At 60.1% G+C, this 24,064-nt stretch carries 27 protein-coding genes; 17 read left to right on the top strand and 10 right to left on the bottom strand.

What is annotated here, in order from left to right; all coding sequences use genetic code 11:
- Positions 1 to 22 precede the first annotated feature (22 nt).
- Positions 23 to 562 (bottom strand): type 1 glutamine amidotransferase domain-containing protein, encoded by a 540-nt coding sequence (locus ALO80_RS19245; protein WP_054987837.1) that lies wholly within the window; start codon positions 560 to 562, stop codon positions 23 to 25.
- 238 nt (positions 563 to 800) lie between these two features.
- Between ALO80_RS19245 and ALO80_RS19250 the strand changes: the two genes are divergently transcribed.
- The 3 genes from ALO80_RS19250 (at position 801) to ALO80_RS19260 (ending at position 2,904) form a co-directional block, all read left to right on the top strand.
- The gene (locus ALO80_RS19250; protein ID WP_174518962.1) at positions 801 to 1,613 is read left to right on the top strand and encodes an HDOD domain-containing protein; all 813 of its coding nucleotides are present in this window, start codon (positions 801 to 803) and stop codon (positions 1,611 to 1,613) included.
- Between the two features lie 45 nt (positions 1,614 to 1,658).
- Positions 1,659 to 2,471, top strand: coding sequence for a bifunctional DNA-formamidopyrimidine glycosylase/DNA-(apurinic or apyrimidinic site) lyase (gene mutM / locus ALO80_RS19255; protein WP_054987835.1), 813 nt, complete (start codon positions 1,659 to 1,661; stop codon positions 2,469 to 2,471).
- A 94-nt stretch (positions 2,472 to 2,565) separates the two neighbouring features.
- Entirely contained in the window at positions 2,566 to 2,904 is a 339-nt protein-coding gene (locus tag ALO80_RS19260) for a hypothetical protein (protein ID WP_054987834.1), read from the top strand.
- A gap of 7 nt (positions 2,905 to 2,911) precedes the next feature.
- Here ALO80_RS19260 and ALO80_RS19265 read toward each other — a convergent pair whose 3' ends face one another.
- Positions 2,912 to 3,163, bottom strand: coding sequence for a YfhL family 4Fe-4S dicluster ferredoxin (locus tag ALO80_RS19265; RefSeq protein WP_003316325.1), 252 nt, complete (start codon positions 3,161 to 3,163; stop codon positions 2,912 to 2,914).
- A 98-nt stretch (positions 3,164 to 3,261) separates the two neighbouring features.
- Positions 3,262 to 3,741: a pantetheine-phosphate adenylyltransferase gene (gene coaD / locus ALO80_RS19270; RefSeq protein WP_055010146.1), complete on the bottom strand. Its 480-nt coding sequence runs from the start codon at positions 3,739 to 3,741 to the stop codon at positions 3,262 to 3,264.
- A gap of 442 nt (positions 3,742 to 4,183) precedes the next feature.
- Here coaD and ALO80_RS19275 point away from each other — a divergent pair, with 442 nt between their 5' ends.
- The gene (locus tag ALO80_RS19275; RefSeq protein ID WP_055010157.1) at positions 4,184 to 4,846 is read left to right on the top strand and encodes a TetR/AcrR family transcriptional regulator; all 663 of its coding nucleotides are present in this window, start codon (positions 4,184 to 4,186) and stop codon (positions 4,844 to 4,846) included.
- Positions 4,847 to 4,900: 54 nt separating this feature from the next.
- A complete protein-coding gene (locus tag ALO80_RS19280; RefSeq protein ID WP_055010147.1) occupies positions 4,901 to 5,758 on the top strand; it encodes a sulfurtransferase in 858 nt (285 codons plus the stop codon).
- Positions 5,759 to 5,765: 7 nt separating this feature from the next.
- Here ALO80_RS19280 and ALO80_RS19285 read toward each other — a convergent pair whose 3' ends face one another.
- The 4 genes from ALO80_RS19285 to ALO80_RS19300 all read right to left on the bottom strand — a co-directional run bounded on the left by ALO80_RS19285 (position 5,766) and on the right by ALO80_RS19300 (position 10,405).
- Positions 5,766 to 6,800: a hydrolase gene (locus ALO80_RS19285; protein ID WP_055010158.1), complete on the bottom strand. Its 1,035-nt coding sequence runs from the start codon at positions 6,798 to 6,800 to the stop codon at positions 5,766 to 5,768.
- Between the two features lie 184 nt (positions 6,801 to 6,984).
- Positions 6,985 to 7,569, bottom strand: coding sequence for a 16S rRNA (guanine(966)-N(2))-methyltransferase RsmD (gene rsmD, locus ALO80_RS19290; RefSeq protein ID WP_054987829.1), 585 nt, complete (start codon positions 7,567 to 7,569; stop codon positions 6,985 to 6,987).
- Positions 7,569 to 9,056: a M16 family metallopeptidase gene (locus ALO80_RS19295; RefSeq protein WP_055010148.1), complete on the bottom strand. Its 1,488-nt coding sequence runs from the start codon at positions 9,054 to 9,056 to the stop codon at positions 7,569 to 7,571. The genes rsmD and ALO80_RS19295 overlap by 1 nt, the downstream gene beginning before the upstream one ends.
- A complete protein-coding gene (locus ALO80_RS19300) occupies positions 9,053 to 10,405 on the bottom strand; it encodes a M16 family metallopeptidase (protein WP_055010149.1) in 1,353 nt (450 codons plus the stop codon). The genes ALO80_RS19295 and ALO80_RS19300 overlap by 4 nt, the downstream gene beginning before the upstream one ends.
- 256 nt (positions 10,406 to 10,661) lie before the next feature.
- Here ALO80_RS19300 and ftsY point away from each other — a divergent pair, with 256 nt between their 5' ends.
- From ftsY to rpoH, 4 genes are all read left to right on the top strand, one after another.
- Positions 10,662 to 12,191 (top strand): signal recognition particle-docking protein FtsY, encoded by a 1,530-nt coding sequence (gene ftsY / locus ALO80_RS19305; RefSeq protein WP_055010150.1) that lies wholly within the window; start codon positions 10,662 to 10,664, stop codon positions 12,189 to 12,191.
- The gene (ftsE, locus tag ALO80_RS19310) at positions 12,188 to 12,859 is read left to right on the top strand and encodes a cell division ATP-binding protein FtsE (RefSeq protein WP_002555631.1); all 672 of its coding nucleotides are present in this window, start codon (positions 12,188 to 12,190) and stop codon (positions 12,857 to 12,859) included. The genes ftsY and ftsE overlap by 4 nt, the downstream gene beginning before the upstream one ends.
- Positions 12,856 to 13,890: a permease-like cell division protein FtsX gene (ftsX, locus tag ALO80_RS19315; protein ID WP_054987825.1), complete on the top strand. Its 1,035-nt coding sequence runs from the start codon at positions 12,856 to 12,858 to the stop codon at positions 13,888 to 13,890. The genes ftsE and ftsX overlap by 4 nt, the downstream gene beginning before the upstream one ends.
- A gap of 118 nt (positions 13,891 to 14,008) precedes the next feature.
- Positions 14,009 to 14,863 carry an RNA polymerase sigma factor RpoH gene (gene rpoH / locus ALO80_RS19320; protein WP_002555629.1) on the top strand — a complete coding sequence of 285 codons (855 nt, stop codon included), beginning with the start codon at positions 14,009 to 14,011 and terminating at the stop codon, positions 14,861 to 14,863.
- A 110-nt stretch (positions 14,864 to 14,973) separates the two neighbouring features.
- On the opposite strand, the gene mtgA is transcribed toward rpoH, so the two are convergent.
- Positions 14,974 to 15,684 (bottom strand): monofunctional biosynthetic peptidoglycan transglycosylase, encoded by a 711-nt coding sequence (mtgA, locus tag ALO80_RS19325; RefSeq protein ID WP_055010159.1) that lies wholly within the window; start codon positions 15,682 to 15,684, stop codon positions 14,974 to 14,976.
- 80 nt (positions 15,685 to 15,764) lie between these two features.
- Here mtgA and ALO80_RS19330 point away from each other — a divergent pair, with 80 nt between their 5' ends.
- The 4 genes from ALO80_RS19330 to trmB all read left to right on the top strand — a co-directional run bounded on the left by ALO80_RS19330 (position 15,765) and on the right by trmB (position 18,050).
- The gene (locus ALO80_RS19330; RefSeq protein ID WP_055010151.1) at positions 15,765 to 16,145 is read left to right on the top strand and encodes a DUF423 domain-containing protein; all 381 of its coding nucleotides are present in this window, start codon (positions 15,765 to 15,767) and stop codon (positions 16,143 to 16,145) included.
- A 112-nt stretch (positions 16,146 to 16,257) separates the two neighbouring features.
- Positions 16,258 to 16,458, top strand: a complete 201-nt coding sequence (gene thiS, locus ALO80_RS19335) for a sulfur carrier protein ThiS (RefSeq protein WP_054987823.1) — start codon at positions 16,258 to 16,260, stop codon at positions 16,456 to 16,458.
- A gap of 52 nt (positions 16,459 to 16,510) precedes the next feature.
- Positions 16,511 to 17,305: a thiazole synthase gene (locus ALO80_RS19340; protein WP_055010152.1), complete on the top strand. Its 795-nt coding sequence runs from the start codon at positions 16,511 to 16,513 to the stop codon at positions 17,303 to 17,305.
- A 97-nt stretch (positions 17,306 to 17,402) separates the two neighbouring features.
- Entirely contained in the window at positions 17,403 to 18,050 is a 648-nt protein-coding gene (trmB, locus tag ALO80_RS19345; protein ID WP_217997881.1) for a tRNA (guanosine(46)-N7)-methyltransferase TrmB, read from the top strand.
- 61 nt (positions 18,051 to 18,111) lie between these two features.
- Here the strand turns inward: trmB and ALO80_RS19350 are convergent, their stop codons facing one another.
- Positions 18,112 to 19,170, bottom strand: coding sequence for an HAD family hydrolase (locus ALO80_RS19350; RefSeq protein ID WP_054987820.1), 1,059 nt, complete (start codon positions 19,168 to 19,170; stop codon positions 18,112 to 18,114).
- 189 nt (positions 19,171 to 19,359) lie between these two features.
- Positions 19,360 to 19,872, bottom strand: a complete 513-nt coding sequence (locus ALO80_RS19355) for a dihydrofolate reductase (RefSeq protein ID WP_055010154.1) — start codon at positions 19,870 to 19,872, stop codon at positions 19,360 to 19,362.
- Positions 19,873 to 19,981: 109 nt separating this feature from the next.
- Between ALO80_RS19355 and ALO80_RS19360 the strand changes: the two genes are divergently transcribed.
- The 4 genes from ALO80_RS19360 to ALO80_RS19375 form a co-directional block, all read left to right on the top strand.
- Positions 19,982 to 21,361 carry a DUF2868 domain-containing protein gene (locus ALO80_RS19360; protein ID WP_055010155.1) on the top strand — a complete coding sequence of 460 codons (1,380 nt, stop codon included), beginning with the start codon at positions 19,982 to 19,984 and terminating at the stop codon, positions 21,359 to 21,361.
- Positions 21,354 to 22,742 carry a GTPase/DUF3482 domain-containing protein gene (locus tag ALO80_RS19365; RefSeq protein ID WP_055010156.1) on the top strand — a complete coding sequence of 463 codons (1,389 nt, stop codon included), beginning with the start codon at positions 21,354 to 21,356 and terminating at the stop codon, positions 22,740 to 22,742. The genes ALO80_RS19360 and ALO80_RS19365 overlap by 8 nt, the downstream gene beginning before the upstream one ends.
- 274 nt (positions 22,743 to 23,016) lie before the next feature.
- Complete coding sequence (betI, locus tag ALO80_RS19370) at positions 23,017 to 23,610, top strand: transcriptional regulator BetI (protein WP_054987816.1); 594 nt, start codon at positions 23,017 to 23,019, stop codon at positions 23,608 to 23,610.
- A gap of 104 nt (positions 23,611 to 23,714) precedes the next feature.
- On the top strand, positions 23,715 to 24,064 hold a 350-nt coding region (locus ALO80_RS19375), incomplete at its 3' end, for an aldehyde dehydrogenase family protein (protein ID WP_144434240.1).

A 24,064-nucleotide genomic window follows, 5' to 3' on the forward strand; every position in this document is an offset into this window, starting at 1 on the left:
TGACTGCAATAATCGCAGCCGATTACGCTGACAGCGCTTCGATCAGTTTGCTGTTGAAAGCAGGGATATCATCCGGCTGGCGGCTGCTGATCAGCGTACCGTCGGTTACCACCTCCTGATCAACCCACTTCGCGCCTGCGTTGACCAGGTCATCTTTCAGCGTCTTGAAGCTGGTCAGCGTTTTACCTTTCACCAGCCCCGCCGATATCAGCAGCCAGCCACCGTGGCAAATGACGGCCACCGGCTTGCCGGAGGCCTCGATGTCCTTGACGAGCTTCTGTGCATCGGTGTCTATGCGGATCGTATCGGAATTCTGTACGCCGCCCGGCAGGACCACGCCGTGGTAGTCGTTGGCGTTGGCAGCCTTGAACGTGCGATCGATCTTGAAATCGTCGGCAGGTTTGTCGTGATTCCAGCCTTTGACCTTGCCCTCGTCGGTGGAAAGGATTTCCACGGTGGCACCTGCTTGTTCCAGCGCTTCCTTCGGGCCGGTCAGTTCGACCTGTTCGAAACCGTCGGTTACAAGAATTGCGATGTGTTTGCCAGTCAGTGCTTTGGACATGGGATCCTCCAGTGTCGGGCTATGGTGTGGCGTCTGGCGGGCCGTTTTGCGGTCGCCATTCACGCCGTCAACACAAGGTCCGAAGCCTGGCGTTTGGCAAAGTTCCGAGAATATCTTCGTCTCGGGTGATGGACCGTTTCCCCGCAAGGGGTCAGAATCCAGACATTACCGTGAGTAAAATTCTATGTCCGAAGAGCTAAGTCCAGAACAGATCCAGCAAGCGTTGCAGGGCATCAGCGTGCCCCCGCAGCCGCAGATCATGGTGGATCTGCAGATGGAGCAATACATGCCCGATCCGGACCTGGGAGCAATTGCCCGACTGATTGCGCAGGATCCAGGGCTGTCCGGGGCGTTGCTGAAGATTGTAAATTCTGCTCACTATGGCCTGTCCAACAAGATCGCCTCGATCGAAAAGGCCGTGAATCTGCTTGGCAGCCGCACCGTCATCAACCTGATCAACGCGCAGTCGATCAGAGGCGAGATGACCGATGAAACCATCGTCGCGCTCAACCGCTTCTGGGATACGGCGCAGGATGTTGCAATGACCAGTCTCACGCTGGCCAAGCGCATCGGCTCGCAGACTGTGGATGAATCCTACGCGCTGGGCCTGTTCCATGACTGTGGCATTCCGTTGATGCTCAAGCGTTTCCCGAATTACATGCCCGTGCTGGAAGATGCCTACGCCAACGCAGGACCCGATTGCCGCGTCGTCGATACCGAAAACAACGCGTTCGATACCAACCACTCGGTCGTCGGCTACTACACTGCCAAGTCATGGCGCTTGCCTGCGCACGTTACCGACGCGATCGCCAATCATCACAACGCATTGGCGATTTTTCAGGACGATACCAGTCGAAATGCTCCACTCAAGAACCTTTTGGCTCCCCTGAAGATGGCTGAGCATATCTGTCAGTCTTATCAGGTATTGGGCAACCAGGACGAAGATCACGAATGGGAATGCATTGGTGCGCTGGTGCTGGATTACGTGGGTTTGTCCGAATATGACTTTGAATACCTGAGGGAAAGCATCCGTGAGCTGGGTGCGCGCTGATCCTGCGCGCCGCCAGGCTGTCCTGTCTGCACAACCGAGTTACCCATGCCTGAATTACCCGAAGTCGAAACCACCCGTCGTGGCATTGCGCCCCATCTTGAAGGTCAGCGTGTCAGTCGCGTGATCGTGCGCGATAGCCGTCTGCGCTGGCCCGTCCCTGAAGACCTGGACATCCGTTTGTCCGGGCAGCGCATCGTGCAGGTGGATCGGCGCGCCAAGTACCTTTTGATTCAGGCCGAAGCAGGCACTTTGATAAGCCATCTGGGCATGTCGGGCAATCTGCGCCTCGTTGAAGCCGGGCTTCCGGCGCTCAAGCACGAACATGTCGATATTGAGCTGGAGTCCGGACTGGCCCTGCGCTACACCGACCCGCGTCGCTTCGGGGCGATGCTCTGGAGTCTCGATCCGCATAACCACGAGCTGTTGATTCGTCTGGGACCGGAGCCGCTGACCGACCTGTTCGACGGTCAGCGCCTTTACGAGCGCTCGCGTGGCAAGTCGATTGCGGTCAAACCGTTCGTCATGGACAACGCCGTGGTGGTCGGGGTGGGCAATATTTATGCGACCGAAGCACTGTTCGCGGCGGGTATCGACCCGCGCCGTGATGCTGGCAGCATCTCACGTGCGCGTTATCTGAAGCTCGCCATCGAGATCAAGCGGATTCTGGCCTACGCTATAGAGCGTGGTGGCACCACACTCCGGGACTTCATCGGCGGCGACGGTAAACCAGGGTATTTCCAGCAGGAGCTATTCGTCTACGGACGTGGCGGTCAACCATGCAAGGTGTGCGGTACGACGTTGCGTGAGGTCAAGCTGGGTCAGCGCGCCAGTGTCTACTGTGCAAAATGCCAGCGCTGAAATACCCCTGACCCGGTGCCTGGGCCACTTGCTTAACCCGCGTCCCTGTTTATAGTGATGGCACCTTAATCCGCTACGCCTGAAGGACCAAGCCATGAGCCCGTTTCGTATTCTCGCTGCCACGCTGACGCTGTTCATTGGCCTGCAAGCGCTGCCTGCGATTGCTGCCGACGTCTCCACGGGCAGCGGCGATCCGGTCTACACGATTCAAAACCCGCCAGCGTTCGCGATGATCGGCGACTTGCTGATTGCTCGTCCGCTGTTGATCGCGGCCACGGTTATCGGCACGGGACTGTTTGTGATTGCAGCGCCCTTTGCCGCGGCTGGCGGCAACCTCGGTGCAACGGGCAAGGCGCTGGTCGTCGATCCAGGCAAGGCGGCCTTCGTGCGTTGTCTGGGTTGTACCGGCGACGGGTACGGCAAGCAGCAGTAAACCTGTATCAGGCTTTGCTGGTGATGATCCGGTACTTGTCCATCAATTGCTCTTTGCTCTCGACGTGGTTTTCATCCAGAGGGATGCAGTCGACCGGGCAGACCTGCTGGCATTGAGGCTCGTCGTAGTGCCCCACGCATTCGGTGCACAGGTTCGGGTTGATCACGTAGATCTCCTCACCTTGTGAAATCGCCTCGTTTGGGCACTCGGGTTCGCAGACGTCGCAATTGATGCAATCGTCAGTGATGATAAGGGACATGAATTGCTCCTGCCGCGGCCGACGCCGGGGCACATTAAAACCAATGCGGCGAATTGTGCCGCATTAGGCTTCGGGATGCACCTTCACATGCAGTGCGTCTAGAGTTTGAAGCGCTCGGTCAGCGCCTGAGCGACGGCAGGGTGAACGAATTTGGTGATATCGCCGCCCAACGCCGCGATTTCACGCACCAACGTCGAGGAAATGAACGAGTAGCGCTCCGACGGCGTCAGGAACAGGCTTTCGACGTCCGGTGCCAATTGGCGATTCATGTTGGCCAGTTGAAACTCGTACTCAAAGTCCGATACCGCGCGTAAGCCGCGCAGAAAGACATTGGCGTTCTGTTCCTTGGCAAAGTGCGCGAGCAGCGTCGAAAAACCGACAACTTCCACGTTAGGCAGGTGTTTGGTGACTTCGCGGGCCAGCTCGACGCGTTGCTCCAGAGGGAACAGCGGATTTTTCTTCGGGCTGGCGGCAACCGCAATGACCACTTGGTCGAACAGGCGCGAGGCGCGCTCGACCAAATCTCCATGGCCCTTGGTAATCGGGTCGAAGGTGCCTGGGTACAACACTCGGTTCATCGCGTCGTCCTGGTCGGAGTCCGTTGTGGGACTCGGATGGTATCGCAGCCTTCCCGATGGGCCAAGCTGCGCAGCAGGTCTCACGCGTCGTATTGTGCCGATTATCGGCCATGTCTCAGCCGAAACCCGCAAATTCGGGGTTATTTACCGTGATGGGAATAATGTTCAGGGCTTGGTAGTGGGTGCAGATTCTGTGCACGGCGTGGCAAAACAAGCCTGGGTCCTATCGAGCCTCGAATCGGCCTGCCGAGGCATGATTCCGGCGAGCAGGCGGGTATTCGGGTTTTGCGACAAACGGTTTTTGGGTGAGGTATCACCACGCGGCTGCACATTGCCTGCGTCGACTTGACACTGCCACTGCCTCGATTCTGCCACCATTGCAGCATCTGCCTGCGATAAGATTGCCATCATCTGATCAGCAATTAGAGTGGCCTGGCCCAGCATGGCATCCCGTACCAAAACCCGTGAACGCATCGTGCAAACCAGTCTGGAGCTGTTCAATCAGCAGGGTGAGCGAAGCGTGACCACCAATCATATTGCTGCGCACATGGAAATCTCGCCCGGCAATCTCTATTACCATTTCGCCAACAAGCAGGCGATCATTGCCGAGCTGTTCACTGAGTACGAGATGCTGGTGGGCAGTTTTCTGACCTTGCCGACAGATCGCCTGCCGACCATTGAGGACAAGCGCGATTATTTCCTGGCGATAATCGATGCGATGTGGCGCTACCGGTTCCTGCATCGTGACCTTGAACATCTGCTGACCTCGGATGCCGAGCTGGCAAGACGCTACCGGCGCTTTTCGTACCGCTGCCTGATGCAGGCGATGACCATCTATCGCGGGTTCATCAAGGCGGGCATCCTGAAAATGGATGAGTCGCAGATCGAGTGGACCAGTCTCAACACCTGGATCGTGTTGACGTCGTGGGTGCGTTTTCTGTGCACCAATCGGGAAAACTCTACCGAGTTGAACCAATCAGCGATTCGACGTGGCGTCTATCAGGTTCTTATGCTCGAATCTGTCTTTGTCGCGCCTCAGGCTCGCGAAGCGTTCGACGCGTTGTGCGCAACGTTTCATTCGCCGCTGCCCGAGGTTCTGATGTGAATTTCAGAGCCGATGAGCAGCCTGCTCGTCGGTTCTCTGCCACAGGAGTGTGTCATGTCCATTGCGCAACTGATCAGCCCCGAGCAACTGGCTGCACGCCAGAAAACCCCAGGCCTGGTGATTCTCGATTGTCGTTATGCGCTTGAAGATTCCGACTACGGTCAGCGCAGTTACGCCCAGGGGCGTATCGAGGGCGCGTCCTTTGCCGATCTGAAGCGCGACCTCAGCGGACCAGTGGTCAAGGGCAAAACGGGACGCCACCCGCTACCGGAGCCCCAGGCATTGTTACAGTGCTTTCAGACCTGGGGCATCAATGCTGACAGCGATGTCGTGCTGTATGACGACGGGCCGGGAATGTATGCCGCACGTGCCTGGTGGTTGCTGGCCTGGATGGGCAAGCGCGAAGGTGTTTATCTGCTCGATGGCGGGTTGAAGGCCTGGCATGCGGCCGGATTGCCGTTGAGCCTCGATGCGCCGAATCATGAGCCGGGTCGTTTCAGCGGAGAACCGGACATGTCGATGGTGCTCAGTGGCAGTCGCCTGCATGGCCGTCTCGGACGCCCGGAAATGACCCTGATCGATGCCCGCGCCGAAGCGCGCTTTCGAGGCGACGTAGAGCCTCTGGACCCGGTTGCCGGGCACATCCCCGGCGCTCAGTGTGCGGCATGCACTGACAACCTGGGGCCGGATGGACGCTTTTTACCGCCTGATCGGCTCAGGCAGCGTTTCGCCGAAAAGCTCCAGGGCCGTCCACCGGAAAGTCTGGTGTCCTATTGCGGTTCGGGGGTCACTGCCTGCCATAACCTGTTCGCCCTTTGCCTGGCCGGCTATCCGTTGGCAACGCTCTATGCAGGCTCGTGGAGTGAGTGGATCAACGATCCTGAGCATGAAATCGCCACTGGCGCCAGTTGATCCGTCGTCAGTCCGCGCAGGCGCTTGCCCGTTCCTGTGCGGCGGTCAGCCATAGCGGGATGCGACGTTCGAGGTAATAACCCGGATTGTGTAGCGAGCCATCGACGAAACCGACATGCCCGCCTTTGCTGTGCAGTTCGAATTCGGTGCAGGACGACAGCTCGCTCGGCTCGGGCAGGCTGTGAGGGAATACGAACGGGTCGTCGCTGGACTGGATAATCAGCGTCGGTGTCCTGATCTGGCCAAGGTAATAGCGACTCGAGGCTCTGCGGTAGTAATCCGTGGCATCGGTAAAACCATGCAGCGGCGCAGTCACCCGGCCGTCGAAGTCCCAGAACGTGCGCATGTTCTCCAGTGAGCCCAGTGCGGCGAGTTCGGCAAGCCCCTCGCTGATGCCTTCATGCTCGAAGCGGTTCTGTTTGTCCCGGATATAAGCCAGCATTTCGCGCATGAAGTGCCGCTGATAGACCCTGGAAAACCCTTGGCCGATACGATTGGCGCATTCGTCCAGACGAAACGGTACAGACACCGCAACGGCCCCCAGCAGGTTACTGTCTGCGCCGTACTCTCCCAGGTACTTGAGCAACACATTGCCGCCCAGCGAATATCCTGCGGCGTACAAGGGTGCCGACGGACGCAGTGAGCGTAAATGAGCGATCACTTCGGCCAGATCCTCGCTGGCACCGGAGTGATAACTGCGCGACAGCAGGTTCGGCTCTCCCGAGCACCCGCGCCAGTTCAGCGCTACGCTGGCCCAGCCTTGTGCTGCCATCGCTTTTTGCAGACCGGCTACGTAAGGCGAATTGGACGACCCGGTCAGGCCATGCAGCACCAGCACAAGAGGCTTGTCGGCATCAATCGGACCGTGCCAATCCATGTCCAGAAAGTCCCCGTCCTTCAACCACAACCGCTCGCGAGTACGCGCCAGCAACGTGGGTTTGCGCAACAGCGGGCCCCACAGCGTCTGCAGATGCGGATTGCCCATGCCGACGGCCGGTACGAATGGATTGAGATGGGGCAGGAAGGGAGGCTGTGTGGGCACGGGCTTGCTCAACGATCAATTCAGGGGCTGACGCTGTACGTTGCCACCAAGTGGGTCGGGATGTAAGTGGCCTGACGGTATCCATTGCGCGTGGAGCTGCATTTCGTGACGCTTCGCATTGCAAAAGAGGATGCGGAGCGTTGCGCGATAGTCGAGGTTATCGTCCCGCACGCTCCCGTATTGATTACCCCCGCTGCCACAGCGCGTAATACACCTGACCAGCCTTTTTTTCGCGGTGCAATCGCCAGCTGCCCGGCAAGCCGGTGGTCGATGGCGGTGTCTCGCTTTCGGTGTAGATCCAGGCGGTATCTGCCAGCCAGCCGTGGCTTTCCAGCAGGTTGCAGGCTGAAGCCAGCAGGCCCTGATGGAAGGGCGGGTCGAGAAAGACCACGTCGAAGGGCGATGCAGCGGCGGTTTCCAGATGGCGCAGGGCGTCAGTCTGCGAGACCTGGCCACTGGTGCAGTTCAGTGCGTTGAGGTTCTGGCGCAGGCTGGCGATGGCCGCCGCGTTGCTGTCCAGTGCCAGGCCCATGCTGGCACCTCGGGACAGGGCTTCGAAATACAGCGCGCCGCTGCCGGTGAAGACGTCCAGCACTCTGGCTCCGGCAATATAGGGGGCCAGCCAGTTGAACAGGGTCTCGCGCACGCGATCAGGCGTCGGGCGCAGGCCGGGGGCGTCGGGGAAGGTCAGCCTGCGGCTGCCCCATTCTCCGCCGATGATACGAAGCTGACCCAGGCCGTTATGGCCCTTCGGACGTGGATTGGCCATCAGTGTTCCGGGACCCCTGCAGGTTGGCGGGCGGGCTTGTCGGTGGGCGCTGGCAGTGGTTTTTGCTCCACGGTCGGGCCAACGGTGACAATGACCATCTTGTCGGCGCTCAGATGCTTGCTCATCGCCGCTTTCACCTGTTCGACGGTCACGCTCTGGGCAGCGGCCATGTAGTCTTCAAGGTAGGTCAGCGGCAGGTTATAGAAGCCGATGGCACCCAGTTGGCCGACGATGGCCGAATTACTGGCGGCGGTCAGCGGGAAGCTACCGGTCAGTTCGCGTTTCACATCGTCGACTTCTTTCTGGGTCGGGCCGTTGGCGAGGAAGTCGCGAACGATGTCCTGCACCAGTTTGAGGGTGTTTTCACTCATTTCCGCACGCGTTTGCAGGCCGATCATGAACGGTCCGGCAACCTGCATGGCGGTGAAACCGGACGAGACACCGTAGGTCAGGCCACGTTTTTCCCGCACTTCGGTCATCAGTCGGCTGCCAAAGCCGCCACCGCCCAGCACCGAGTTACCCACGGTCAGCGCCGCGTAATCCGGATCGTTGCGGTCGATGCCCAGTTGCGCGAGCATCAGGTGGGTCTGGTTGGATGCAAACTCGATGTGCGTGGCACCTGCCTTGGGTTCGACAGGGTCGGCGACTTTGGCCAGGGCCGGGCCTTTGGGCAGCGAGGCGGATACCTGGGCGGCGACGGCTTGTGCTTCGTCTCTCGACAGGTCGCCCACCAGTGCGATCACTGCGTTACCAGCCGCATAGCCTTTGGCGTGGAAAGCCTTGAGCTGAGCCAGAGTAATGGCGTTGATGCTCTTGGCGTCACCCTCGCTCGGGTGAGCGTAGGGATGGTCGCCGTACAGACGGTTGAACAGTTCCTTGCTGGCGATAGCGCCGGGGTTCTGCTTCTGGCTCTCGAAACTGGCGATCAACTGGTTCTTGATGCGCGCCAGAGAGTCGGCAGGGAAGGTGGGTTTGCCCACGACTTCGCTGAACAGCTTCAGGGCGGGGTCGCGTTTGTCGGCAGCACTCAGGCTGCGCAGGGACGTCACGGCCATGTCGCGGTAGGAACCGTTGCTGAAGTCGGCTCCCAGACCTTCGAAACCCTGAGCGATGGCGCTGACGTCCTTGCCTTTGATGCCTTCGTTGAGCATGGCGTTGGTCAGCAGGGCAATGCCGGGGGATTTCTGGTCCTGGCTACTGCCTGCGGCAAATGTCAGGCGCATGTCGAACATCGGCAATTCGCGGGACTCCACGAACAGCACCCTGGCGCCCTCGGCGGTGTTCCAGGTCTGGATATTCAGGGCGCGACGGGCCGGAGCCTTGCCGTCCAGTTCCTTGAGGGTTTGCAGGTTGCTGCCCAGCGCCGGAGCGCCCGGCTCGGCAGGTGTGGCAGTGTCGGCAGCGGCTGGCAGGGCGACAAGGGCACCGAGCGAACCGGCCAGGATCAGGCCAAGCAGCGCATGACGTGGAGCATTGCGCGTGATCATTTGGCTTTCTCCTCAGGCAGAACGTGTGCAACGCTGAGGCGCTCACGGGTGAAATAAGTGTTGGCAGCCTTCTGGATGTCTTGCGGGGTCACGCTCTGCAGCGCTTCCAGCTCGTTGTCCATCAGCTTCCAGGACAGGCCGACGGTTTCCAGTTCTCCGATCATGGTTGCCTGGCTGGTGATCGAGTCGCGCTCATAGACCACGCCGGCAATGACCTGGGCTCTCACGCGCTCGAGTTCCTCTGCGGACGGTGCCTTGGTTTTCAGCTCATCGAGCAGACGCCAGATACCGGCTTCTACATCGGCCAGGGTCTTCTTCTTCTGCTGGTTGGGTGTGGCGCTGATCATGAACAGGCTGTCGCCGCGAGCAAAGGCGTCATAGCGCGACGAGGCGCCGGAGACCAGTTCTTCGCCACGTTCCAGGCGTGAGGGGATGCGTGCGCTGTAACCGCCGTCGAGCAGTGCTGCAATCAGGCGCAGGGCGTTTGCCGAACGCTGATCTTCAGCGGTCGCGACGCTCGGCACATTGAAGCCGTAAATCAGGCTGGGCAGTTGGGTCTTGACGTGCAGGGTGATCTTGCGCTCACCCGGCTCTGCCAGTTCCAGTGGCTTTTTCGAAGGCGGTATGTCGCGGCGCGGGACCGGCCCGAAGAAGCGTTCTGCCAGGGCTTTGACTTCGTCCGGCTGCACATCACCGACCACCACCAGCGTTGCGTTGTTCGGCGCATACCAGGATTCGTACCAGTGGCGCAGCTCTTCAACCTTCATGCGTTCCAGGTCCGCCATCCAGCCAATGGTCGGCGTGTGGTAGCCGCTGGCGGGGTAGGCCATTGCCTTGAAGCGCTCGAACGCCTTGCCTATCGGCTTGTCATCGGTGCGCAGACGGCGCTCTTCCTTGATGACTTCAATCTCGCGGCTGAATTCGTCGGCAGGCAATTTCAGGGTGGCCATGCGATCGGCTTCCAGTTCCAGCGCGACGCTCAGGCGATCACGGGCCAGCACCTGATAGTAGGCGGTGTAGTCATCGCTGGTGAACGCATTCTCTTCAGCGCCCAGATCGCGCAGAATCAGCGAGGATTCACCCGGGCCGGTCTTGCTGCTGCCTTTGAACATCATGTGTTCAAGCGCGTGGGACAGGCCGGTCTGGCCCGGCGTTTCGTAGCTGGAGCCGACCTTGTACCAGATCTGCGAAACCACCACCGGGGCGCGGTGGTCTTCGCGGACAATAACCTTCAGGCCATTGTCGAGGGTAAATTCATGGGTCGGTTGCGGATCGGCAGCCAATGCTGTCAAAGGCAGACAAACTGTGCTGAGCAGCAGGCCTGCGGCGCGGCGGGCTAAAGCATTCATTCGTAGTTTGAACCTGTAGAACGGCCCGCGTGAACTTAGCGTCGGCGGGCGCGGGGGTGTTAGGATACTGATCCGTTTGCTTCAGAGACAGCCTTCACTGGCCAATTGCGAGTGAAACCTGTCTGAAACGCAGGTAAAGGTAGCTGGACAAGCGGCCGTTGAGTGAACAAGAAGTCCTAAACGCAGTCTGTTTTGCATGTCAGAATTTTTCCGGGTCGCCCTCTGGCGTCCCGCAACCTTGAGATAGCCGTCCTCCATGTTTGGTTCCAACGACGACAAGAAGACCCCAGCCGAGGCTGGAGAGAAGAAAGGCCTGTTCGGGTGGCTGCGCAAGAAACCGCAGCAAACCGAGCCAGCGCCGCAAGAATCATCCCCGACGCAACCCGATCCGGTCCCTGACCAGGTTGTGACAACGCCGCAGGTTGAGCCTCCTGTTGCCTCGCAATCCGCATCCGGGAGCACCGCCCAGGCGGCTGCACCTGCGCCGCAAGCCCCTGTCGAGCCTGGTGCGCCGTCGCCTCAGCCCTGGCTGACCTTGCCGGTAACTGAAGAGCCGGTAGCACTGAGTGACGAGCGCGAGCCGCATGTTACTCCGCCTATTCCAGCGCAGAGTCATGCTGCACCCGCACCCGCACCCGCACCCGCACCCGCACCCGCACCCGCAACCACAGCACCTGTGCCCGTCGCATCGGAACCCGCAGTCGATATCGTGCCGGTCGATATTCCTGAGCCTGTGCTGGTCCGGCCTGCACCGGAGCCAGTCGTTGCGCAGGCAGTGCCACAGCCTGTGCAAGCTGTTCCGGAGGTGCCTGCGGTCCCAGCCCCGGTCCCGGTACAAGAGCCTGAAGCCGCCAAAGTCGGTTTCTTCGCGCGCCTCAAGCAGGGGTTGTCGAAAACCAGCGCCAGCATCGGTGAAGGCATGGCCAGCCTTTTTCTGGGCAAGAAAGCTATCGATGATGACCTGCTTGAAGAAATCGAAACCCGCCTGCTGACGGCAGATGTCGGCGTTGAAGCCACGTCGGTCATCATTCAGAGCCTGACCCAGAAAGTCGCCCGCAAGCAGCTGACCGATGCCCAGGCGCTGTACACCTCGTTGCAGGGCGAGCTGGCCGCGATGCTCAAGCCTGTCGAGCAGCCCCTGGTCATCAAGTCCGAACACAAGCCGTTCGTGATTCTGGTAGTCGGCGTCAATGGTGCGGGCAAGACCACGACCATCGGCAAGCTGGCCAAGAAGCTGCAACTGGAAGGCAAGAAAGTCATGCTGGCGGCGGGTGACACGTTCCGCGCTGCAGCCGTCGAGCAATTGCAGGTCTGGGGTGAGCGTAATCACATACCGGTCATCGCCCAGCACACCGGTGCCGACTCTGCTTCGGTCATCTTCGATGCTGTGCAGGCCGCCAAGGCTCGCGGTATCGACGTGCTGATCGCCGACACTGCCGGCCGTCTGCACACCAAAGACAACCTGATGGAGGAGTTGAAGAAGGTTCGCCGTGTGATCGGCAAGCTGGACGCCGACGCCCCCCATGAGGTGTTGCTGGTCCTCGACGCAGGCACCGGACAGAACGCTATCAACCAGGCCAGGCAATTCAACCAGACGGTCACGCTGACCGGGCTGGCGCTGACCAAGCTGGATGGCACCGCCAAGGGCGGCGTGATTTTCGCCCTGGCCAAGCAGTTCGGCTTGCCGATTCGCTATATCGGCGTCGGTGAAGGTATCGATGATCTGCGTACCTTTGAGGCCGAACCTTTTGTTCAGGCACTGTTTGCGGAGCGGGAGCGTTCATGATTCGATTCGAGCAGGTCGGTAAGCGCTACCCGAATGGACATGTCGGGCTGCATGAACTGAGCTTTCGAGTACGTCGCGGCGAATTTCTGTTCGTCACGGGTCATTCCGGTGCAGGTAAAAGCACCCTGCTGCGCCTGTTGCTGGCCATGGAGCGTCCGACCACCGGCAAGCTGATGCTGGCCGGTCAGGACCTTGGGCAGATCAGCAACGCACAGATCCCGTTTCTGCGTCGTCAGATCGGCGTGGTGTTCCAGAACCATCAACTGCTGTTTGATCGCACGGTGTTCAACAACATCGCATTGCCCTTGCAGATCCTCGGCCTGTCCAAACCCGAGATCGCCAAGCGGGTCGATTCGGCCCTCGAGCGCGTGGCACTGTCCGACAAGGCCGAGCTGTATCCAGGTGATCTTTCCACGGGGCAGCAACAGCGTGTCGGGATCGCCCGCGCCATTGTTCATCGCCCGGCCCTGCTGCTGGCCGATGAACCGACTGGTAACCTCGATCCACGCCTTGCAGCGGAAATCATGGGTGTGTTTGAAGATATTAACCGGCTGGGGACCAGCGTGCTGATTGCCAGTCACGACCTTGCCTTGATCGCCCGCATGCGCCATCGCATGCTGACCCTGCAGCGCGGTCGTCTGATCGGTGACGGGGAGGCCGGAGTATGAGTGCTACACGCAGCCCCAAGGTGTCGGAGCGCGTTGCGCCCAAAGCCGCCGATCCAGTGCCGCCGAAAAAGAAAAAGCAGCGCCACGATCACGATGATGACGGCCCGGATTTCAACGCGTTGTTGTCGGCCTGGCTGGAAAGCCATCGGTCCAGTCTGGTGGACAGCCTGCGACGTCTGGGCAAGCAACCCATTGGCAGCTTCTTCACTTGCCTGGTTATGGCGATTGCCTTGAGCCTGCCGATGGGCTTGTCGTTGCTGTTGAGCAATGTCGAGCGCCTGGGCGGTTCATGGCAGCGCGCAGCGCAGATTTCCATCTACCTGAAAATGGATGCAAGTACCGCTGATGGCACTCGCTTACGTGACGAGATCAAGTCGATGCCCGGCGTGGCAGACGCTGAGTACATCAGCAGCGAACAAGCGCTGGGTGAGTTCAAGCAGCAGTCCGGGCTGGGCGAAGCACTCAAGGAATTGCCGGAAAACCCGCTCCCGGGCGTGGTGCTGGTAACCCCGGATGAGGTCGACAAGCCTGCACTGGAAGCCTTGCGCACGCGTTTGGCGGAACTGCCTAAAGTCGAGCAGGCGCAACTCGATCTGGTCTGGGTCGAAAGGCTGGCCGCTATCCTCAAGCTGGGTGATCGGTTCGTCTTCGGCTTGACGGTTCTGCTGGTCTCGGCTTTGCTGTTAGTAATTGGTAACACAATACGTTTACACATTGAAAACCGCCGTACTGAAATCGAAGTCATCAAGCTGGTGGGTGGCACTGACAGTTACGTACGCAGGCCCTTCCTCTATATGGGCGCGCTGTATGGTTTCGGGGCAGGAATCCTGTCCTGGGGCGTTCTGGCTTATGGCCTGAACTGGCTGAACGGAGCGGTCGTCGGGCTGGCGGGTCTCTATGGAAGTGACTTCGCGCTGGCTGGCGTTCCGATGGGCGATGGTCTTTCGCTCTTGCTTGGAGCGGTTCTGTTAGGGTATATCGGTGCCTGGATTGCGGTCGCCCGCCACTTGCGTGAGCTGGCACCCCGATAGAGCCAAATTATTGTTTCACCAGACTGGCCTCTGAAAATCAAGGAACTTGGTTAGCGGTTCCGGGTCAATCTGGCTAGTGCTGAACTGCACATCACATGTGCGCTGGAGGTTTTTTCGTATGACCACTTCTTTGCAACCTGCTTATGCTTTAGTCCCGGGTGCGAACCTTGAGGCCTATGTGCACACGGTCAACAGCATCCCCTTGCTGACGCCCGAGCAGGAGCGTGAACTGGCTGAGAGTCTCTACTATGAGCAGGATCTGGACGCGGCCCGACAAATGGTCCTCGCTCACCTGCGCTTCGTCGTGCACATCGCGCGCAGTTATTCGGGTTACGGTCTGGCTCAGGCTGACCTGATCCAGGAAGGCAACGTCGGCCTGATGAAGGCCGTGAAGCGCTTCAACCCGGAAATGGGCGTGCGTCTGGTTTCTTTTGCCGTGCACTGGATCAAGGCCGAGATTCACGAGTTCATCCTGCGCAACTGGCGTATCGTCAAGGTCGCCACGACCAAGGCGCAGCGCAAGCTGTTCTTCAACCTGCGCAGCCAGAAGAAGCGTCTGGCCTGGCTGAACAACGATGAAGTCCATCGCGTCGCAGAAAGCCTTGGCGTCGAGCCGCGTGAAGTCCGTGAAATGGAAAGCCGTCTGACGGGCCACGACATGGCCTTTGACCCGGCTGCCGAAGCGGATGACGACAGCGCCTTTCAGTCGCCGGCCAATTACCTGGAAGACCACCGCTACGACCCGGCGCGTCAACTGGAAGACTCCGACTGGACCGACAACTCCACCGCCAATCTGCATCAGGCGCTGGATGTGCTCGACGAACGCAGCCGTGACATTCTCTACCAGCGTTGGCTGGCAGAGGAAAAAGCCACGCTGCACGACCTGGCGCAGAAGTACAACGTCTCTGCCGAGCGTATTCGTCAGCTGGAAAAAAGCGCGATGAACAAGCTCAAGACGTCGATAGCCGCGTAAGGCTACCCGGACGAAAAACGCCCCGAGATGATCGGGGCGTTTTTGGTTGTGTATCAGCTATCGTGCGGCGCTCTGCGTCCTCTATGCGACGCGGAGCGCGCGTCAAGCCCTCACCATCTCCGGCTGCTGTTCAACCCCTGCAGGTATTCATCACCACCCAACTGACGCATTTGCTGACGAATCCAGCCTGCACGGCGAGACACGTAACTGCTCGGGTGGCTGGCGCTCCATTGGCGAGGGTTGGGGAGGACGGCAGCCAGGTAGCTGGCCTGTTGGGCAGAAAGCGCGCTGGCATTGGTGCGGAAGTGATGCTGCGCCGCAGCCTGGGCCCCGAACACGCCTTCGTCCCATTCAACGCTGTTCAGGTACACCTCAAGGATGCGCTCCTTGGACCACAGCAGCTCGATAAGCAGGGTGAACCACGCTTCCAGCCCCTTGCGCAGGTAGCTGCGGCCGGACCACAGGAACAGATTTTTCGACACCTGCTGGCTCAACGTGCTGGCCCCGCGAATAGAACCGCCTTGCTCGTTGTGCAGAATGGCGGCCTGAATCGCATCGACGTCAAAGCCCCAATGCTCGGCAAACTTCTGGTCTTCGCCAGCAATGACCGCGATTTTCAGGTTATTGGAAATTTTGTCCCACGGCTCCCAGTCGCGTTGCAGGTCGATGGGCTCGCCGTCGACCCAGGATTCGACCTTGCGCTCGACCATCAGCGCCGTACCCGGTGGCGGTACCCAGCGCAGGATCAAAACCACGAAAACACTGCTCGCGGCGAACCACAGCAGGGCTTTGACGATGCGACGAAGAATAGACTGCAGCATAGAGATGGCTTGGCCGAACCCGTTGAGCGGGCCATTATACAGACCCTGCGCCTTTCGACGATTTTTCACTGGAGTTCCTGATGCTTCGTAGCTTTTTGATGCTTGCCGCGTTCTTCGGCTTTACGGGTGTGGCCTTGGGCGCATTTGCGGCGCACGGTCTCAAGGAGCGCTTGAGTGCCGAGTACCTGGCGGTGTTTCACACAGGCGTGCTTTATCAACTGATTCACGCGTTGGCTCTGCTGGGCGTGGCGATACTGGCAACGCACATCCCCGGCCGCTTGATCACCTGGGCCGGGTTTTCCTTCGCAGTCGGTATTCTGCTGTTTTCCGGCAGCCTCTATGCCTTGACCCTCACCGGGTTCAGCAAGCTGGGCATCGTCACCCCGTTCGGTGGCCTGGCATTTCTGTTCGGCTGGTCGATGCTGGGGCTGGCGGCCTGGAGGCTGGGTTCTGCTCCTTGAGTGAAGGCTTGAACGGCAGGCCGTGCTTGAGACGAATGGCGTGGCTTTGCCTTGGTCATACCGGCTGATCGGGCTAGAATGCTCGCCCCCTAAAAATGATGGCTGCTCCCGCATGCACATTCAGTTGAACGGTGAACCCTTTGAATTGCCCGATGGTGAAACCGTCGCGGCATTACTGACCCGCCTGGACCTTGCCGGACGCCGGGTTGCGGTGGAGCTGAACCTGGATATCGTGCCGCGCAGCCAGCATGTGACAGCCGTCCTGCGTGAGGGCGATCAGGTCGAAGTGGTTCATGCCATTGGTGGCGGCTAGTCGGCAATTCGCACTGCGCCCACCCCCAATCTGCCCGTAATGAGGATTTCCGATGAGCAATGTTCGCAGCGACAAGCCTTTCGTTCTGGCCGGTCGGACCTTCGAGTCGCGCCTGTTGGTAGGCACCGGCAAGTACATCGATATGGAACAGACCCGTCTGGCCATCGAGGCCTCGGGTGCCGAGATCGTCACCGTGGCCGTACGTCGCACCAACCTGGGCCAGAACCCGGGTGAGCCAAACCTGCTGGACGTACTGCCACCCGACCGCTACACGATTCTGCCGAATACTGCTGGCTGCTTCGATGCGACCGAGGCTGTGCGTACCTGCCGCCTGTCGCGGGAACTGCTCGACGGCCGCAATCTGGTCAAGCTCGAAGTGCTGGCCGACCAGAAAACCCTGTTCCCGAATGTGATCGAAACGCTCAAGGCCGCCGAGATCCTGGTCAAGGACGGTTTTGACGTAATGGTTTACACCAGCGATGACCCGATCATCGCCCGCCAGCTGGCGGAAATCGGCTGTATCGCGATCATGCCGCTGGCCGGACTGATCGGCAGCGGGCTGGGGATCTGCAACCCGTACAACCTGCAGATCATTCTTGAAGAAACCCAAGTGCCTGTGCTGGTCGATGCCGGTGTCGGCACCGCGTCCGACGCCACTATCGCGATGGAGCTGGGCTGTGAAGCCGTGTTGATGAACTCGGCCATCGCCCATGCCCGGCAGCCGGTCATGATGGCCGAAGCCATGAAGCACGCTGTAATTGCTGGTCGTCTGGCCTACCTTGCCGGGCGTATGCCACGAAAACTCTATGCCAGCGCGTCTTCGCCGCTGGATGGCCTGATCAAGTAAGAGCCCGTTGATGACTGATTCGCACGTACCGCACCCAGAGTCGCCTGCTGTAGAAGAGGGCGAAGAGCGCCCGCACCGCCGCATCAAGAGTTTCGTGATGCGCGCCGGTCGCATGACCGAAGGTCAGCAGCGCGGCCTTGATCAGGGCCGCCCCTTGTATGGCCTTTCTCTGACTGAGGCGCCGGTGGATTTCGATCAGGTATTCGGTCGTTCTGCACCGCGCACTCTGGAGATCGGTTTTGGCATGGGCCACTCGTTGCTGGAAATGGCGGCAGCGGCTCCCGAGCACGATTTCATCGGTGTCGAGGTGCATTCTCCTGGCGTGGGCGCGCTGCTCAATGGCGTGCTGACCCAGGGGCTGACCAATGTACGCGTCTACGATTGTGACGCCATTGAAGTGCTCAACCGTTGCATCGCGGATAACAGCCTTGATCGCCTGATGCTGTTCTTCCCGGATCCGTGGCACAAGAGCCGTCACCACAAGCGCCGCATCGTGCAGCCCGAGTTTGCAGCATTGGTACGCAGCAAGTTGAAGGTTGGCGGTGTGTTCCACATGGCCACCGATTGGGGGCCGTACGCGGAATACATGCTGGAAGTGATGAGCGTAGCGCCCGGTTATCGCAATCAGGCCGACGACAACCAGTACGTACCCCGCCCGGCCGAACGCCCGATTACCAAGTTCGAGCGCCGTGGCGAAAAGCTCGGCCACGGCGTCTGGGATCTGAAGTTCGAAAAGATCGACTGAACAGGCAGTTCGTGCCCGGTCCCTCGGGCACGACCCTGCAACAGAAAGCGTATCCCGCCTCTTATTGAATTTCGTCCGGCTTGACGATTACCCAGTTCTTGTCAGCCGTGACCGGCAACTTCTCTTTGGCCTGGGCTTCGGCGTTGTCCTTGATCATGCCGTTCAACTGGGTCATGTACTTGTCTTTGCGGTTGATCCACAAGTGCACGCCGCCCTTGCTCACATCGACGCTGTGAAACAGCATGTAGCCGTCGCTGGTCGGGGTATCGCCGCCAACCAGCACCGGTTTTTTCCACTGGTCGATGTAGGTCAGAATCGCCGCCTGCTTACCGGCCATCCAGGTGGCCGGGGTCCACAGGTAAGGCGTCAGTTCCAGACCCATGTTGCTTTTCGCATCGTATTTGCCGGCGGTGATCTGCTTGCGGGCAGTGGTCAGCTCGCCGGTCTTGCGGTCTTTCAGCAGCGTGGTGACGCCTATCACATTCTGCGGTTTGACGTTGTAACCGTACTTGGGATCGGCGGCGACCATGCGCACCAGCTCTTCGGACGCTGCGGTCATCACGTAGACCTCGATGCCGTTCTCCATCAGCTTGTTGTACAGCTCGGTCTGGCCAGTGAATACACGTGGCGGCTCGACATTGAGCTGCTTGACGGTATCGCCGTCGTAATAGGTCGCAGGGATCGGCTTTTTCAGGGCCATCAACTCATCGACGTAGCCTTTCAGCTCCTGCAGCGTAAAGCCGGAAAACACCTGCGCGACCCACGGGTAGCAGACCATGTCGTCTATTTCGCAAAGACGGTAGTAGTAACTGAACAGGCTTTCCTTGTGTTCGGCGGTGTCTTTGAAAGGGATGAGTTTCAAGGAAGGATCGAGCGTTTCGCGGGTAATCAGCCCTTTGTTTTCCATGTACGGCAGCAGCGACTCTTCAAGGTCGAAGCGGTAGCTGGTGTTGTCCATGTCAAAGACCGCGTAGTTGCCCTTGTTGGCGTTGGCGGCAATCATCGCGTCGAGCGCCTTGGCGGCGGGCTCAGGCCAGTGCTTCAATTCAGTGGCAGCAAAGGACTGGCTGGCAAGCCCGGCACAGAGTGCGGCAGCCAGCAGTTTTGGCGCGATTTTCATAGGCGATTTCCCCTTGTCATAAAAACGAAGGGGCAGACCGTAACAAAATATTGTGAAGGCAAAAGTACGTCAGCGACCCGAAAAAGGCCTAAAGACGTCGTTTGCCCCTTTGTTTGCGACGCTAAAACCAAAAGCGACACTTTTGTTGCAGTTTTTTGTGGGCAACCGTTGTTGCACTGAAAACAGCGATCAGGTGCGTTCCCAGACTTCAAAATTGTAAGCAGGCTTGTCGTCGATGGCGGCGTTTTCGGCAGTGGACACCAGCGTCCATTGCGCCTTGTCGAACTCAGGAAACCACGCGTCGCCTTCCGGGCTCAGTGCGACGCGAGTCAGGTAGAGACGATCTGCCCGATCAAGGGCCTGAGCGTAAAGCTGAGCGCCGCCGATCAGCATCAGCTCGTCCACGCCCTGTTGCTGCGCCCACTGTTCGGCACGCACGACTGCGGCGTCCAGCGAGGCGAAGACTTCGGCGCCTTCAAGCTGCAGGCCGGTCTGGCGGCTGACCACCAGATTCAAACGACCGGGTAGCGGACGACCGAGCGAATCCCAGGTCTTGCGGCCCATGATGATCGGCTTGCCGAGCGTCGTTGCCTTGAAATATTTGAAATCCCCCGGCAAATGCCAGGGCATGGAGTTTTCGACGCCGATCACTCGGTTTTCACCAAGGGCGGCAATCAGGCTGAGGGGGAGGTGAGTTTTCATGCCGCGAGGATATCAGAGGTCACGGGGCAGGCGAATGAACTGACACACGCCGTGCTCAGTCCCATGACAGCGGTTATGCTCGCCGCTGAATTCAATCAAGAGACACTGTGTGACTGTATTGACCCCACTCGATACCCTCTGGCTGACCGAAGCCGTGCGCCTGCGTGAACAACAGGCTGGCGCGCTGGACGATCAGGACGCCAATCGCCGTGCCCGCGCTGCCGGGGGCGATCTGACTGCCCGCCTTACCCATCGCGCCCTCGGGTTGGCAGAGCGTGACGGCATGCTCGGCGCATTGCACCGCTGGAAGCAGGGTGCGCGGCTGGCAATCATTGCACTGGCGATGCTCGCGCTCATCAGTGGCGCAGGCCTGGCGTTCGCTGCAATGGGCGACGGGCAGGCCCCGGTCAACGTGTTCTGGGCGTTGGGCAGTTTGCTTGGGCTGAACCTGGTGCTGTTGCTGACCTGGACGCTGGGGCTGATCTTCGCTGGACGCAGCAATACCGGATTGGGCCGGTTATGGCTGTGGCTGAGTGAAAAGCTCGCCCGTGATGCGCAGGCCGCGCAACTCGCACCTGCTCTGATCCTGCTGCTGCAGCGTAAGCGCCTGAACCGCTGGGTGCTGGGGCTGGTGGTGCACAGCCTGTGGCTGCTGGCGCTGTTCAGTGCGCTGGCGGTGCTGTTAATGCTGATGGCAACCCGGCGTTATGGATTCGTCTGGGAAACCACTATTTTGAGCGGCGACACCTTTGTCAGCCTGACCCAGGCCCTCAGTACGGTGCCAGCCTGGCTGGGCTTCAGCGTGCCGGACGAAACCATGATTCGCGCCAGCGGCAATGGCGCTTTGAGTATCGAGAGTGCCCGCCAGGCCTGGGCTGCGTGGCTGGTGGGTGTGTTGCTGGTCTACGGCATCGTGCCGCGTCTGCTGCTGGCCGGCTTCTGTCTGTGGCGCTGGAAGCAGAGGCGGGCAGCGCTGAGCCTTGACCTTGATTTACCTCAATACCTTGAATTGCGTGAGCGCCTGATGCCCAGCAGCGAGCGTTTGGGCGTCAACGATGCCGAGCCTGCTGCGCTGCATCAGGTGCAGTCCAGCGCAGGAGCAACCGAAAGCAACGGCGCGCTGCTGGTGGCAATCGAGCTGGATGATCAGCAGTTCTGGCCGCCCGAGCTACCGCCCGGTGTGGCCGATGCAGGCATTCTCGACAGCCGTGAATCGCGCCACAAGCTGCTGGAGCAACTGACCCGGTTCCCGCCTTCGCGCATGGTGATCGCGTGTGATCCGCGCCGCTCGCCGGACCGCGGCAGCCTGGCGCTGATCGCCGAACTGGCGCGCTGCGCCGGAGCAACGCGCATCTGGCTGTTGCCCGCGCCTGCCGGGCAGACGCTTGATTCGGAGCGTTTGGGCGACTGGCACGTCGCGCTGGATCAATTGCAGTTGCCGCACGCCGACACTGTGCCCTTGAACTGGCTGGAGACAGGCCATGACTGAAGCAGACGGCACTCGCGCAATCAAGCTGGCGGTCGTCGGTCATACCAACGTCGGCAAGACTTCGCTGCTGCGCACCCTGACCGGCGATGTCAGCTTCGGCGAAGTGTCACACCGGCCCAGCACTACTCGGCATGTCGAGGGCGCACGCCTTTCTGTGGACGGTCAGGCCGTGGTCGAGCTGTACGACACGCCCGGTCTGGAAGACGCCATCGCGCTGCTCGATTATCTGGAGCGCCTCGACCGTCCCGGCGAGCGCCTGGATGGCCCGGCGCGGCTGGCGCGTTTTCTGGAGGGTAGCGAAGCACGGCAGCGCTTCGAGCAAGAGGCCAAGGTCATGCGCCAGTTGCTCGGTTCGGATGCCGGTCTGTATGTGATCGATGCGCGTGAGCCGGTGCTGGCCAAATACCGTGACGAGCTGGCGGTACTGGCGAGCTGCGGCAAGCCGCTGCTGCCGGTTCTGAATTTTGTCAGTGCGCAGCAGCACCGTGAGCCCGAGTGGCGAGAAGCACTTTCACGTCTGGGCCTGCATGCGCTGGTGCGTTTCGACAGCGTGGCACCGCCGGAAGACGGCGGCCGTCGTCTGTATGAAAGCCTGGCGTTGCTGCTGGAAAGCGCGCGGCCTCGGCTCGAGCGTTTGATTGAAGATCAAGAGAAGCAACGTCGCGCCAGAAAGCACAGCGCGGCGCGTCTCATCGCCGAGTTGTTGATTGACTGTGCGGCCTGTCGGCGCAGCGTCGAGACCACGCCAGAGCATGAGCAGCAGGCGGTGGAGGCCTTGCGTGAGGCTGTCCGGCGGCGCGAGCAGCAGAGTGTCGAGGCGCTGCTCAAGCTGTATGCGTTTCGCAAGGGCGATGTTACCAGCAGCGATTTACCGTTGATGGACGGCCGTTGGGGGGATGACCTGTTCAATCCGGAAACCCTCAAATTGATGGGCGTGCGCGTTGGTGGCGGCGTGGCCGCTGGCGCTGCGGCCGGGGCAGGGGTCGACCTGATGGTCGGCGGCGTGACGCTGGGCGCGGCGGCGTTGGTCGGGGCGATTGCAGGGGGGGCGTTATCCACGGCGCGCAGCTACGGAGGCCGGTTGCTGGGCAAGCTCAAGGGGCGCAGAGAACTGACCGTCGACGATGCGGTACTGCGTCTGCTCGCCCTGCGTCAGCGCCACTTGCTGCTGGCGCTGGGTGTCAGAGGTCACGCAGCCCTGCACAGCATGGAATTGACCACACCGCAGGACAAGACCTGGCGCAAAGGCAAAATTCCCGAGCCCCTGTCACGCGCCCGCGCCCACCCGCAATGGTCGACGCTCAACCCGCAGCCCAGGCCTAATCAGGGCGAAAGGCAGGAAGCTATCGATGAGTTGGCGGAGGCGGTATTGCAGGACTGAGCCTTCAGGCGCTGAGGACAGGACGCAGAGCGTCGGCACGATAGTTACGGGGCCATCGCTCCGCACGCTCCAGTGTGGGAATGCCTTGCGTGACGCTCCGCGTCACAGATTTATGGCGTGCCGCCGAGCGATGGTCAGAGGGATTCAGGCTGCTGGCCAAGCAGTGAAAACGCGTCGCTGATTTTTTATTGATTGATCGTTCAATAAAAAAACTTTAGACTGACGTCACCACTTTGGTACAACGATCACTGCAGACATCGGGAGATTTGCGCCAATGCCCAAGGTCGGAATGCAACCCATCCGCCGCCAACAACTGATCCAGGCCACGCTCACTGCGGTCGATCAGGTCGGTATGGGCGATGCCAGCATCGCCTTGATTGCGCGACTGGCGGGCGTCTCCAACGGCATCATCAGTCACTATTTCCAGGACAAGAACGGTCTGATAGCTGCCACGATGCGGCACCTGATGAACGCCTTGATCCAGAACGTCCGCGAGCGTCGGCAGGCGCTGACCGAAGACAGTCCCAGGGCTCATCTGCAAGTGATTATCGAAGGCAACTTCGACGCCAGCCAGGTCAGCGGCCCGGCCATGAAAACCTGGCTGGCCTTCTGGGCGACCAGCATGCATCACCCTTCGCTGCATCGTTTGCAGCGTATCAACGACCACCGTTTGTATTCGAACCTGTGCTGTCAGTTCCGCCGTACCTTGCCACTGGAACAGGCACGCAGCGCCGCTCGCGGACTGGCAGCCCTGATCGACGGGCTGTGGTTGAGAGGCGCACTGTCAGGCGATGCATTCGACACTGAGCAAGCGCAACGGATCGCCTACGAATACATGGATTTTCAATTGGCGAAATCGGCAGGCTGAGCGCTTTCGAAGCCTGCTTGCCGAACGACTGGACACGCGTGTTGCCCAATGTTTCCGGCACACTGAGATCAGTCATCGCCCCCCACTGAATTTGCGAGGACTTTATGGCCCGTTTTGAACTGCAGAAACTTTACATCGATGGCGGTTATGTCGATGCCAGCAATCCCGAAACCTTCGACGCCATCAACCCGGCGAACGGCGAAGTACTGGCGCAGATCCAGCGCGCCGGCAAAGACGACGTCGAGCGCGCAGTCGTGGCTGCTGAAAAAGGCCAGAAAATCTGGGCTGCGATGACTGCCGTCGAGCGTTCGCGGATTCTGCGTCGTGCCGTCGACATTCTGCGTGAGCGCAACGATGAACTGGCGGCTCTGGAAACGCTGGACACCGGCAAGGCCATCTCCGAAACCCGCTTCGTGGATATCGTGACCGGCGCCGACGTGCTGGAATATTACGC

It is taken from the genome of Pseudomonas caricapapayae, assembly GCF_001400735.1.
In the GTDB taxonomy this organism is placed as follows: domain Bacteria; phylum Pseudomonadota; class Gammaproteobacteria; order Pseudomonadales; family Pseudomonadaceae; genus Aquipseudomonas; species Aquipseudomonas caricapapayae.

Bases quoted from the DNA above. Each gene is read 5' to 3' on its own strand.
- ALO80_RS19245 (WP_054987837.1), bottom strand. From the start codon at position 562: ATGTCCAAAGCACTGACTGGCAAACACATCGCAATTCTTGTAACCGAC.
- mutM (WP_054987835.1), top strand. From the start codon at position 1,659: ATGCCTGAATTACCCGAAGTCGAAACCACCCGTCGTGGCATTGCGCCC.
- ALO80_RS19260 (WP_054987834.1), top strand. From the start codon at position 2,566: ATGAGCCCGTTTCGTATTCTCGCTGCCACGCTGACGCTGTTCATTGGC.
- ALO80_RS19265 (WP_003316325.1), bottom strand. From the start codon at position 3,163: ATGTCCCTTATCATCACTGACGATTGCATCAATTGCGACGTCTGCGAA.
- coaD (WP_055010146.1), bottom strand. From the start codon at position 3,741: ATGAACCGAGTGTTGTACCCAGGCACCTTCGACCCGATTACCAAGGGC.
- ALO80_RS19275 (WP_055010157.1), top strand. From the start codon at position 4,184: ATGGCATCCCGTACCAAAACCCGTGAACGCATCGTGCAAACCAGTCTG.
- ALO80_RS19280 (WP_055010147.1), top strand. From the start codon at position 4,901: ATGTCCATTGCGCAACTGATCAGCCCCGAGCAACTGGCTGCACGCCAG.
- rsmD (WP_054987829.1), bottom strand. From the start codon at position 7,569: ATGGCCAATCCACGTCCGAAGGGCCATAACGGCCTGGGTCAGCTTCGT.
- ALO80_RS19295 (WP_055010148.1), bottom strand. From the start codon at position 9,056: ATGATCACGCGCAATGCTCCACGTCATGCGCTGCTTGGCCTGATCCTG.
- ALO80_RS19300 (WP_055010149.1), bottom strand. From the start codon at position 10,405: ATGAATGCTTTAGCCCGCCGCGCCGCAGGCCTGCTGCTCAGCACAGTT.
- ftsY (WP_055010150.1), top strand. From the start codon at position 10,662: ATGTTTGGTTCCAACGACGACAAGAAGACCCCAGCCGAGGCTGGAGAG.
- ftsE (WP_002555631.1), top strand. From the start codon at position 12,188: ATGATTCGATTCGAGCAGGTCGGTAAGCGCTACCCGAATGGACATGTC.
- ftsX (WP_054987825.1), top strand. From the start codon at position 12,856: ATGAGTGCTACACGCAGCCCCAAGGTGTCGGAGCGCGTTGCGCCCAAA.
- rpoH (WP_002555629.1), top strand. From the start codon at position 14,009: ATGACCACTTCTTTGCAACCTGCTTATGCTTTAGTCCCGGGTGCGAAC.
- mtgA (WP_055010159.1), bottom strand. From the start codon at position 15,684: ATGCTGCAGTCTATTCTTCGTCGCATCGTCAAAGCCCTGCTGTGGTTC.
- ALO80_RS19330 (WP_055010151.1), top strand. From the start codon at position 15,765: ATGCTTCGTAGCTTTTTGATGCTTGCCGCGTTCTTCGGCTTTACGGGT.
- thiS (WP_054987823.1), top strand. From the start codon at position 16,258: ATGCACATTCAGTTGAACGGTGAACCCTTTGAATTGCCCGATGGTGAA.
- ALO80_RS19340 (WP_055010152.1), top strand. From the start codon at position 16,511: ATGAGCAATGTTCGCAGCGACAAGCCTTTCGTTCTGGCCGGTCGGACC.
- trmB (WP_217997881.1), top strand. From the start codon at position 17,403: ATGCGCGCCGGTCGCATGACCGAAGGTCAGCAGCGCGGCCTTGATCAG.
- ALO80_RS19350 (WP_054987820.1), bottom strand. From the start codon at position 19,170: ATGAAAATCGCGCCAAAACTGCTGGCTGCCGCACTCTGTGCCGGGCTT.
- ALO80_RS19355 (WP_055010154.1), bottom strand. From the start codon at position 19,872: ATGAAAACTCACCTCCCCCTCAGCCTGATTGCCGCCCTTGGTGAAAAC.
- ALO80_RS19365 (WP_055010156.1), top strand. From the start codon at position 21,354: ATGACTGAAGCAGACGGCACTCGCGCAATCAAGCTGGCGGTCGTCGGT.
- betI (WP_054987816.1), top strand. From the start codon at position 23,017: ATGCCCAAGGTCGGAATGCAACCCATCCGCCGCCAACAACTGATCCAG.